The sequence below is a fragment of the Rhodococcus sp. R1101 genome, assembly GCF_000278445.1.
Classification (GTDB): Bacteria; Actinomycetota; Actinomycetes; order Mycobacteriales; family Mycobacteriaceae; genus Rhodococcus; species Rhodococcus gordoniae.
This window is the reverse complement of the sequence record NZ_AJVB01000102.1, coordinates 1-10468: the sequence shown is the minus strand read 5'-3', so window position 1 is coordinate 10468 and position 10468 is coordinate 1. Positions and strand designations below refer to the sequence as shown.

The following is a 10468-nucleotide window of genomic DNA, read 5'->3' as shown; positions in this document are numbered from 1 at the left end:
CGAGGATCCCGCCTACGACGGCAAGACCTTCGGTGTGGTGGTGCTGCAGGGGCGAGCTGCAGGTCGACATCATCCAGAACGAGCTGCTGGACCGGCTCACCCCGGAGCAATGGGAGGAGCGCAGGCTTCGCGTCGGCACGCCCCCGGACTTCCAGGGCGACGAACGGAACGTGGTGTTCCTGTCGATGGTCGTGGCGCCGGAACAGAACATCGCGGCATTGACCCGGACCGAATACCAACGACGGTTCAATGTGGCGGCCTCTCGTGCCCAGGACCAGCTGTGGCTGTTCCATTCGAGGACGATCGACACGCTGCGCCGTACCGACCTGCGGTACTCACTGCTCACCCACATGCGGACGACGTCCCCGCGGCCGGCCAAGCCGATGCCCGACGGCGTGACGCGCGACGAGCGGCACGAGGCGTTCGACAGCCTTTTCCAGCAGGACGTCTTCCTCGATATCGTCGCTCGTGGATATCACGTGAACCCACGGGTCGAGGTGAACGGCCACTTCATCGATCTGGTGGTCACCGGGGCGGCGGGAAAGCTGGCCGTTGCCTGCGACGACGAGCAGTGGCATACGAGCCCCGAACGGCAGCGCGCCGATCTCGAGCGGGAGCGTGAATTGCACCGGAGCGGGTGGAAGTTCTGGCGGGTCCGGGAATCGGAGTACTACCTCGATCCGGTCGCAGCTTTGGCCGGACTCTGGGACGAACTGGAACGTCGTGGGATCACCGACCAAGGCACGCACGTGATCGCAGAGACAGGCAATTACTGAACCAACTCGACGGCATCGATTTTCGACCGGGAACGTTACAGTGCGTCTTTTCACGCCCTATCTTCAGCGAAGTGCGCCGGTTCCTGATATTTATTGATGCGCAACATCTCTCGTTGCATCGAAATCCCCCAATGACAGGAGTCCCATGGAAGACATTCAGAACCTCATCGAACTGGCAAAGCTGCTCGGCCCGTTCATGGAGCTCATCGGCAGCATCAGCAGCCTCAGCGGCCAGTAGTCTGCGAGCGCCGAAGAATCCCCGAAGGCATTGCCTTCGGGGATCTTTCATGTGCGGAGCGTTCCGGCTCATATCGGGAAAGGTCGTTCCACGCCACTCACGTGCACATACGCGACACCTCTCCGCGGCAGATCCGCGTCCACGAATTTCCTGTACCTGTGAATCGACGTATTCCGGTTCGCATTCCTGTGTCGATCCCCAAGTGATATCGACGTTCTATCACGGGGTGGCGCGAAAAGCGTCGAGGAAACTCGGTTCGTCGGATTAAAAATGAGGGTGAATGTGCGTCGTCACTCACCCGATGACAGCGCGTCGAATACCGCCTTCACCCGAACTTCGTCCTCGATTCCGAGAATGTCCGCCCAGAAGAACGCCGCTTCGGTCGTGTAGGTGTGGCCGTGTCCACCAGGCACTTCGGCAGCGAACACCATGTCCAGAGTGACCTGCCAGAACGTGACGAACGGAATCCACGACATCCCTTGGTCGATGTCGGCGCCGCGTTCCTCGCGCAGCCAATCCGGTCGGTGCCGAACCAGCTGGGAGGACCACCACACGATCGGATCGCTGGGATGCTGCCAGTACATGACGCGGGGGAATTCCCACTCCCGTAGACCGTCGAGATCGGTAAGGTCGTCGGGGGTCGCTGCGAAGCGCACATTCTGTCCGCCATAGATCACCGGGAGGATCTCGCGGCTTCCGGGGTCACGCGAATCCGTGATGCGACGCCACTGTTCCGTGAAATTCGGAGTGCCCACCCACAATGCGCCGTCGGTGCGGGTGATCATGTCCTGCACGCCGGCGAACGCCGACTGACCCCCGTACGATCCGAGCGACTCGCCGAAGACGAGCAGCTTCGGACGGGTCTCGGGGTCGAGAGTGCTCCACCTCGCGTACACCGCCTCGAACAGCGCTCGACCCGCGTTGCGCGGCGAAACTCGATCGGCGAGAAATGCCAAGGGGCTGGCGAGGAACGAATACTGCATCGCCGCGATGGCCGAGTTGCCGTCCGAGAGGTACTCGAGGGCCGCGGCGACGTCCTGGTTGACCCACCCGCGACCGGTCGTGGTGGCCACGGCCAGATACTTCCGGTCGAAGGCGCCGGTGCGGTCGAGTTCGGCGACGACATGCGAGGCGAGCACCTCCATCTCGTCGAAGTCCGTGTAGCGGTCGAGAGTGTCCAGGGAGCGGTAACCGGCGTAGACCCGGATGGGCATCATCGCGGGTTCACCGGTCACCGCGGTGATCTCCTCCGGATTCGGACCTCCGGCGACGAACGTGCGTCCCTCGCGCCCCAGCGAATCCCACGGTTCGAGCGACGCGTCGGACCCGGATCGTTCCGGCGCCTGCGGCTGTTCGACTCCGTCGGCGGTGCCTTCATCGACGGTCATGGCAGAGCCGTTGGCGATACGCGCGATCTGGACCGACAGCAGGCCTTCTACCGCCCAGAACACGATCAGCCCGACCAGCACGACGCTCACAATTCGTGCCAACGGTGCCGGCAATACGCGGACGACGAGCCGGGCGAGCCACTGCGCCACGCGACGCAGACCCCGGCCGATCACGAGGAGAAGCAGCGCCACCACTACGGCGACGAACAGCACGCCGGGATAATCCCAGCTGCTGCCGGGTTCCATCCCGACGAGTTCGCGGCTGATGTCCTGCCACCTCGAACCGAGGACGAGGAAGGTCGGCACCACCACGATCGCGACCAACGCGAGCAGATACCAGCCGACCTTCCTCACGGTCGCCGACCAGTGCGTCTCGAAGCCGCATTTACGGACGACCCATGCCAGGAGCACACCGACGCCGTACCCGGTGATGACGCTGATGCCGGTCGCGACGCCCTGCAGGTACCAGGGGCGGGGGAGCAGGGACGGCGACAGCGACCAGCAGTAGAACAGCAGCGCGACGGCGAGCCCGACCGGATGAAACCGCCCCAGCCACCGCAGGGTTCCGTCCTTCAGACGAGCCGCGAACGACGGGGAGGGCCCAGGAGGTGCGGGCGGTGTATCGAGGGTCGTGGTCATCGGCGGTCGCTTTCGTCGGAAACCAAGGCGCAGGAAGGAATGGCGAGGTAACGGAATGCGAAGCCGTGGTGGAGAAACTAGCAGATGCTCACCAAGGGTGCCGGGGTTTGCCTAGTCATCGGTGTCGTGCAGTCGGTCGACGGCATCGGCGATGCGCTGTGTGTCGGCGAACGTCCAACCTTCGGGTGATGTCACGGCGGCCCACCCGTAGGGAATGAGGTCCTCGTAGTTGTGCCCGTGACCGACCGGTGGTGACGTGCCGACCATGATGTCGGCAGCGACCTGTGCGAAGGTGACGATCGGGTACCACCGCATGGACGGCGCTCGGTCCGAGCCCGGAGGTTCGGCGAGCCAGTCGGGCCGCTCGAACAGCAATCCCGGTCCCCACCACACCACGGGATCGGATGCGTGCTGCAGATACAGCACTCGCGGGTCGTTCCACGGTCCCTGCTGATCTTCGAGCGTCTGCAGGTCGGAGGCGAACCGCACCGCGACGCCGTCTTCGTAGACGGGCAGGACCTCGGGGCTACCGGGATCGCGGTGATCGACGATGCTGCGCCACAGCTGGTTCGAGTTCGGCGGTCCGACGAAGAGTGCGCCGTCGATCTTGTTGCGCATGTCGGCGAGGTCGTCGAAGGCCGCCTCGGCCGACTGCGAGCCGAGGCTCTCGCCGTAGACGACCAGCTCGGGTCGCTGGTCCTCCGGCAGTTGCGACCAGCGTTCGTGTACCCCGTTGATCAGTGCATTGCCGGCCGCCTTGGCTGCTGAGCCGTCGACGAGAAAGGAGATCCAACTCGGTAGGAAGGAGTACTGGATCGCTGCGATAGCGGAGTTGCCGTTGTAGATCATCTCGATCGAGTCGGCGGCGAACGGATTCACCCACCCGGTTCCGGTGGTGCCGGCAACGACGAGGATCTCGCGTTCCCACGCCTTCGTACGGTCGAGTTCGTCGAGGATCAGCTGCACCTGTTCGTCGGTGGTGCCGTCGGCTTCGAGCCCCGCGTACACCCGTATGGGTTCGAGCGCGGGAGCGCCGTTCAGTTCGGTCAGCTGCTCGGCGTCCATCCCACCTGCGACGAAGGTGCGTCCCTGACGACCGAGGCTCTCCCACGACGACGGAGAAGCCGGGCTGCCCGATCGCTCGGGAATCCGAGGCTGCTCCACGCCTGGGTCCGTGCTGTTGTTGTCGGCGGCGAACACGATCCGCGCGGCCGCAGAGCTGCTCGCGAGCAGAACCTGGTCGACGAACACGACCACCGCGAGCACGAGGATCACCGGGGCAAGGATGCCTGCCGCGGCAACCGGCACACGAAGGCGAGTCGCGAGGAACTCCGCGAAACGTCGTCCGACCCACCGCACTCCGCGGGCGATGTAGAGGAGGGCAGCGAAGATCGCGACGCTCACCAGACCGGTCCGCAGGTACGCGAATCCCGTTGTTTCCTCGATGCCCATGAGGGCACGGACTTCGTTCTGCCAATCCGCCGCGACGAGCAGACTCCCCGCAAGCGTTCCCACCGCCACGACCGCCACGACGACCTCGGCAATGCGTCGGGCGGTGTGGCGTCGTCGCCACCACGTGAGCCGCGGTGCGACCCACCGCCGAGCGGGGAACGCGCCGAGCACACCGATGCCGTAGCCGACGATGCCGGTCACGCCGCTGATCAACCCCTGGTAATACCACTCGCGGGGGATGAGGGAGGGGCTCAGACTCCACGCGAAGAACAACAGGGCGACGACGAGGCCGACGAAGTCGAGGCCGAAGACGGAGAGGTGGCGTCGGTTGTTCTTACTCGACTCGTCGGTTTCCGGGGGCGTGGCGGGGGCAGTCACGATGCGACGATATCCGCATTCAGGGGAATGGGGTGGTCAACGTCATGTACGCGTGAGCCGGCTAGGCCGAGCGTGCACGTAAGTGGCATTCAGCTCGTGTAACACTCGCTTCATGGTGGTGAACATCAGGTTGCAACGTCGGCGGGAGCTTTCGGAGGACGAAATTGCGTCGGACGCGTTGAAACGTCGATGGGTCGGTTACGACCCGCAGGCCGACGAGCGAGAGTTGTGGAAGCACAATAGAGGTCGATGGTCCCTGTCGGAGAGGCGACTGCAAGACGAGCAATTCGCATCGTTCTCTGTAGATGGTCTCATCGTCGCGGTATATCGAATCGATGACTTCGAGCGAGTCTCGGATCCGAGAAGAGGATCGAAGATTGCGCTCATCGGACGGCCGTTGTCGCGCAACAGTCGAGTCCGACGTGCCTTGATTGGTTCTCCAGTACCGACAACAGGTCGAAACCCGATTCAGTACCTTCCGGATCCCTCAATCGAAGAAGCGGATGTTCTCGACCGTACTCCCCGGGCGTTCTTGCTTACATGGAATCCGATGCGGGGTGGATGGAATGACTACGATTCGGTGATCCAAGGGGCACGCGAGGGAACTCCTGAAAAGCATGACTGGTCTACCGGATCAAGGGTGAGTGGAATTTCGTTCGGGGACCAAGTATTCATGTTGATGCAGGGGACTGCAGGCCGAGGAGTTGTTGCCAGCGGCACTGCCCTCGGCGAGATCTACCAGGATGAGCATTGGGACGAGTCAGGTGGTACGGCGAACTACGTGATGGTTCGTTGGGATGTCGCAGTCGAACCGGAACACTGCTTACCGACCGAAACGCTCGAACGGCAACTTCCGAATCAACATTGGTCGCCACAGGGCAGCGGTACCGAATTGAAGTCCGAGGTTGCGCCCGTTTTGGCTGAACTATGGTCGCGCCATCTCGCGAAACTCGGTCGTAGCGGGCAGGGCCGGGAAACCGACGTGAAGCGCCGTCGGCAAGTGGAGGATGCAGCACAGGACCGACTCATGGAGACGTACCGTTCTCAGGGGTGGACAGTCCACGACACGCGGTACGGGAACCCGTTCGACGCGATCGCCGAGAAAGACGGAATAGAACTCTATCTCGAAGCGAAGGGGACGCAATCGAGCGGAGATTCGGTCATAGTTACTCGCGGCGAAGTCGAATTTGCCAGGGCAAATCCTGGGCGTTGCTTCATGGGCATCTGGTCTGGGATAAAGTTCTCCTCGGCCGGAGCACTGGACCAGGATTCCGGCACTTTCGAGATTATCAAGTTCGAGCCGAAGTATGAGGATTTACAATCGATCTCGTACACCTGGGCGCACCGAAATTCCCAATAGTGCAATAGGCTAGTGCAATAGGCAGATCCGTGTGTGCCGGTTCTCGATCGTCGGCACACACCGATCCCGGGGGCGCTTTCTCAACGCTGCACGGTACTGCGACCTACAGGTCCCACACCTGATCAGGATCATCGAGCGCCGCGCGAATCTGTCCGAGATCACCGAGGTCGGCCAGGGGAGAAGTCTTGGCGATGTCGACGATCCCTCGCAGGACCTCGCTGATCACTTGTGAATTCTCTTGCTCCAGTGCCCGATCCAGTCGGGAGAACAAGGCATCGAAGGTTGTGCGGCGCTCGGTAAAGGACTGCTCGAAGTAGTCTCTGACGATGGACTCGGCGGACTTGATGCGCTGGACTTCCGCGGTGGCGTAGGTGTGCAGGCGGGTGCGTTTCGTTTGTTCGACTGCGTGGATCTCGATGCATTGCTGCGCGGCGGTGACTAGCTGCGAGAGCGCTGCGAAACCGTCGACCGCAGCAATATTGCGTTTCACCGAGCCCAATACCTCGCCCTCGTGCACTTTCCGGTCGGCCTTGTTCGGCGCCACGGTCGCCTCCTTCGGTCATCGGGCGGTACCGCACGGTCAGATTCGCGCTGTTCTCGGTCAGCTCGCCGTCTTCGTCGAGAATGGGAGTCGCGGCGACATCCCGGACAGCCTTCGACAGTGTGATTGCCTGCTGAAAGCGCGACGCATGAATGTGTGCATCGAAAGGCTCCGACTCGAGCACGTCCAGTGCCGCGACTGCCTTGACAGTCAGCGCGCCGAGCACGGAGCGCAATTCGTCGATGCGGTGGTCGACGGCGGTCAGGAGAGTGTCGGTGGTGCCCAATTCGGCATTCGCAATGTCGATCTTGGCTTGGAACTCGGCTGCTTCGGTGAGTGCCTTCTGGCCTTGCCCCTTGATGACGAATCCGCTGATAAGGAGAGCGGGGCCGATCGTCACCACATTCAGCGCTGCCGCGCCGAGTGCCACACCGCCACCACCGGCGGACAGCGCGCCTCCGCCGAGCCATGCCATTGCGGCGCTCTGCGCGGCTGCTCCCGAGAGACCGGATATGGCGGCCCCTGTGCTTGCGACACCGAAGTTTGTGGCGGCAGCCGACACTGCGGATGCGGTGCCGACACCGGTCGCAACCGATGCCATGGCTCCGCCGAGCCAGCCTCCTAAGAGCATGTCTCATTTGGCGAGCTTCTTGAAGCAGGTCAACGCCGCAGCGAGTTGGAGAAAAGCAGCGAAGTACTCGCCCTGGCGTTCGTAGCGGATGGTCAGCCGGCGGTAGCCGCTCAGCCACGCCAGGGTGCGTTCGATCTTCCAGCGGTACCGGCCGAGGCGTTCGCTGCTGTCGACACCGCGGCGGGCGATGCGCGGGACGATCCCGCGGGCCCTCAACCACCGGCGGTGGACCGGATAGTCGTAACCCTTGTCCGTCCGCAACCGGCCGGGCCGGCGGCGACGCGGACCCCGACGCGATCGCACCGCCGGGATCGCGCTGACCATCGGCTGCAGCATCACACTGTCGTGGGTGTTCGCCGAGGTCACCGCGGTGACCAGCGGGATACCGTCGGCGTCGGAGAGAATGTGGATCTTCGAGCCGTTCTTGCCGCGATCGACCGGGCTGGGACCGGTCAAAGATCCCCTTTTTTCGCCCGCACGTGAGCGGCATCGAGGATCGCGGCAGACCAGTCCAGATCCCCGCCGGCGCCGAGCCGATCGAGGACCTGGCGGTGCAGCTCGTCGAATACTCCGGCTTTGACCCACGTGGTGAAGCGGCGGTGCGCAGTCGGGACGCTGACTCCGAACGACGGCGGCAGGTGCCGCCACGCACCCCCGCTGGTGAGCACATAGACGATGGCAGTGAACACTGCACGATCATCGAGTGCTGCGCGGCCGCCGCCCTGCGGCCGCGCCCGGAACCCGGGTAACAGCGGTTCGACGATCTCCCACAACGCATCCGGTACCAACCGGGAAGACAACGCATCGACCACGACGGTGCATTATGCCGCACACAAGATTCAGGCCATACAAGACAGGCTCTAAGTTCAGGTCGAGGCCGTTCGGTCCGTCGACCTGCGTGATACCGGCCTGGAGCCCGTCGGCCAGCAGCCGCTCGTTCTCCCGTACCTGCTTCTCGTGTCGACGCAAGAACTCCGCCATGCGGATGACAACGTCGGTCAACGACTGTTGCTGCTGCCCGCCCAACGATTCGAGCTGGGCGTTGGTCTTCTCGACGCGTTCTACGATCGCGTCGCGGCGCTTGGTGTATTGCTCGTGAGCCCTGCGCAGTTGGTCCGCTGCCTTCTTGCGGTCGGCGATGCCTTTGCCACTGAGCGCGACGCCGCCGCCCGTCACGGCGCCGATGGCGATCAGCGCGGCCGGAATCAGAGGTAGGACCATGAGCTCTCCTTCGTGTGGTCGGCACAGTGTGCCACTCGACCCGGACAAATCAACCACTGGTCCCGTCTGGATGGCATGGACGGTCGGAGTGGGGAGGATGAGGGGCGGATCGTCGGGATCTCAGCGTCCATGGGGACCAAATCCTCTGCATCGGCGGGACCAACTGCGATCGATATTACGCTGGGGTAACGATCCCATTAGCGCTCGTAACGGGCTGTGAGTGTCCCCCGATTGAAGGATCAATAACGCCGATACCTGCCGGGATGTACTCGCCCAGGAACCGGTCCGAAGCTAGCCCCCGAGAGAAGCCTGTGCAGTCACCGTCCGACCCGTTCGATTTCAGCGAGTACTCGAGTTCGCGAGACGGGATAGACACACCATCGACGACCCCGAGCGGACCTGCATGGGGGAGCGCTCCGACCTTCGGTTCCCAGGGCCGTAATCAGGTACTCGACGCGAACTGGGTGGTCGTCGGCCAGACCCCGGGTGTAGGCGTTCCTATTGGGGAAGGAGACGCAGTCCTTTCGGTCGTGAAGCTGAACGAACCGAATCCTTGCTGATTCGCAATCATGGATCCAGCAGACCGGGGCGGGAGTTCCTCTTCCACCTCCAAGCCCATTAGTGGAGTCTCAATGCAAACTGCAGTGAAGTGGGAATACCTCACCGAGTCGATCAGCGTCACGGAACGGTAGAACCCGAAGAAGCAGGCGGAATCACTGCAGGCGTTCAGTGACCGCTTGAACGGTCTGGGGGCACGGGGGTGGGAGCTGATCAGCTATCAGAACATTCCGCTGATGGGAAACATCACGGGCAATGTAAAGGGGCAACTCTACCTCGCGATCTTCAAGAGGCAGGTGATCTAACGGCGTCGGGGTATGGATCTCGGGCTTTAGGATCGACCCGATTTCCGTAAGAATTGCGCTCGGGGATCTTCTCTCTGTCCCCTTGGGGGGCTGCATGATTGAGGCTAGCGTGCATGTTGCATGATGTACCTCATGCAACAGCTCGAGGCGCGCGAAGTGCCATTGAACAAAGTATTTTGTGGCGACTACGACTTTCATATCCCGGAATACCAACGCCCTTATGCCTGGCAGGTCGAGCAAGCTGGTCAGCTTCTCGAAGACCTGGTGGAAGCGATGGACCGTGGCGACGACGAACCGTACTTTCTGGGCTCGATCGTCCTGGTCAAGACACCCAATGCGGCGCGTGCTGAGGTAATCGACGGACAGCAGCGTTTGACGACCCTGACCATCCTGCTCGCTGTACTGCGTGACTCGACAGAAAACCCGGAGCTCGCCAAGCAGATTGATGCGATGCTCCAAGAGCCCGGAAACTTGATGTTGGACCTCGAAACGAAGCCGCGCTTGGCACTTCGAGCCAGGGATCGCCAGTTCTTCGCCGACCATGTCCAGTCCTCGGGTGGTGTCAAGCTTCTCAAAGATGTCAAGGCAGACAATCTGAGAACAGATGCGCAGCGCTCCATTCATGGGAATGGTCTCGCGCTGTTCAAGACCGTGTCCGAGTGGCCAGAGGATCGTCGGCTGCAGCTCACCAGAATGCTTGCCGCCCGAACCTTCCTTGTAGTGGTTACCACTCCGGATCTGGCGAGTGCGCACCGAATCTTCAGTGTCATGAACTCGCGGGGATTGGACCTCTCCGCAGCCGACATCTTCAAGGCCAGAGTCGTAGGCGACGTGGACGAAAGTCGGCGAGACGAGTACGCAGACCGGTGGGACGACGCCGAAGAAGCATTGGGCACGGATGACTTCGCAGACTTGTTTCTGCACATCAGAACAATTGTCGTCAAGGAACGACCCAAGAAGGAACTCCTCAAGGAGTTCGAG

Annotated in this window: 8 protein-coding genes and 1 pseudogene; 4 read left to right on the top strand and 5 right to left on the bottom strand. The window is 62.4% G+C overall.

The genetic code is table 11. From position 1 onward, the window contains the following. A pseudogene (locus R1101_RS0109380) lies at positions 1-776 on the top strand (AAA domain-containing protein); the annotation flags it as partial. 528 nt (positions 777-1304) lie between these two features. Here the strand turns inward: R1101_RS0109380 and R1101_RS0109370 are convergent. Together R1101_RS0109370 and R1101_RS0109365 are read right to left on the bottom strand one after the other, a co-directional pair. Beyond that, positions 1305-3041, bottom strand: coding sequence for an alpha/beta hydrolase (locus R1101_RS0109370; RefSeq protein WP_016933185.1), 1737 nt, complete (start codon positions 3039-3041; stop codon positions 1305-1307). Positions 3042-3152: 111 nt separating this feature from the next. Continuing rightward, positions 3153-4871, bottom strand: coding sequence for an alpha/beta hydrolase (locus R1101_RS0109365; RefSeq protein ID WP_016933184.1), 1719 nt, complete (start codon positions 4869-4871; stop codon positions 3153-3155). Positions 4872-4983: 112 nt separating this feature from the next. On the opposite strand from R1101_RS0109365, the gene R1101_RS29495 reads away from it, so the two are divergent. After that, on the top strand, positions 4984-6231 hold the full coding sequence (locus tag R1101_RS29495) for a protein NO VEIN domain-containing protein (RefSeq protein ID WP_081494063.1): 1248 nt from the start codon (positions 4984-4986) through the stop codon (positions 6229-6231). A 103-nt stretch (positions 6232-6334) separates the two neighbouring features. Here the strand turns inward: R1101_RS29495 and R1101_RS0109355 are convergent, their stop codons facing one another. Next, complete coding sequence (locus R1101_RS0109355; RefSeq protein ID WP_016933182.1) at positions 6335-6775, bottom strand: hypothetical protein; 441 nt, start codon at positions 6773-6775, stop codon at positions 6335-6337. On the opposite strand from R1101_RS0109355, the gene R1101_RS31305 reads away from it, so the two are divergent. Then, positions 6762-7397, top strand: a complete 636-nt coding sequence (locus R1101_RS31305; protein ID WP_157179137.1) for a hypothetical protein — start codon at positions 6762-6764, stop codon at positions 7395-7397. The genes R1101_RS0109355 and R1101_RS31305 overlap by 14 nt on opposite strands. A gap of 9 nt (positions 7398-7406) precedes the next feature. Here R1101_RS31305 and R1101_RS29490 read toward each other — a convergent pair. Together R1101_RS29490 and R1101_RS26290 are read right to left on the bottom strand one after the other, a co-directional pair. Then, a protein-coding gene (locus R1101_RS29490) for an IS5 family transposase (protein WP_442969882.1) occupies positions 7407-8203 on the bottom strand; the annotation gives its coding sequence in 2 pieces (ribosomal slippage) (positions 7407-7873 and positions 7873-8203; 798 coding nt in all). Next, complete coding sequence (locus R1101_RS26290; RefSeq protein WP_016933179.1) at positions 8100-8624, bottom strand: hypothetical protein; 525 nt, start codon at positions 8622-8624, stop codon at positions 8100-8102. The genes R1101_RS29490 and R1101_RS26290 overlap by 104 nt, the downstream gene beginning before the upstream one ends. A 995-nt stretch (positions 8625-9619) precedes the next feature. On the opposite strand from R1101_RS26290, the gene R1101_RS0109335 reads away from it, so the two are divergent. Beyond that, positions 9620-10468, top strand: an 849-nt coding sequence (locus R1101_RS0109335; protein WP_026003069.1) for a DUF262 domain-containing protein, incomplete at its 3' end; no start/stop codon positions are given.

Coding starts and splice junctions, on each gene's coding strand:
- R1101_RS29495 (WP_081494063.1), top strand. CDS start 4,984: ATGGTGGTGAACATCAGGTTGCAACGTCGGCGGGAGCTTTCGGAGGAC.
- R1101_RS26290 (WP_016933179.1), bottom strand. CDS start 8,624: ATGGTCCTACCTCTGATTCCGGCCGCGCTGATCGCCATCGGCGCCGTG.
- R1101_RS0109370 (WP_016933185.1), bottom strand. CDS start 3,041: ATGACCACGACCCTCGATACACCGCCCGCACCTCCTGGGCCCTCCCCG.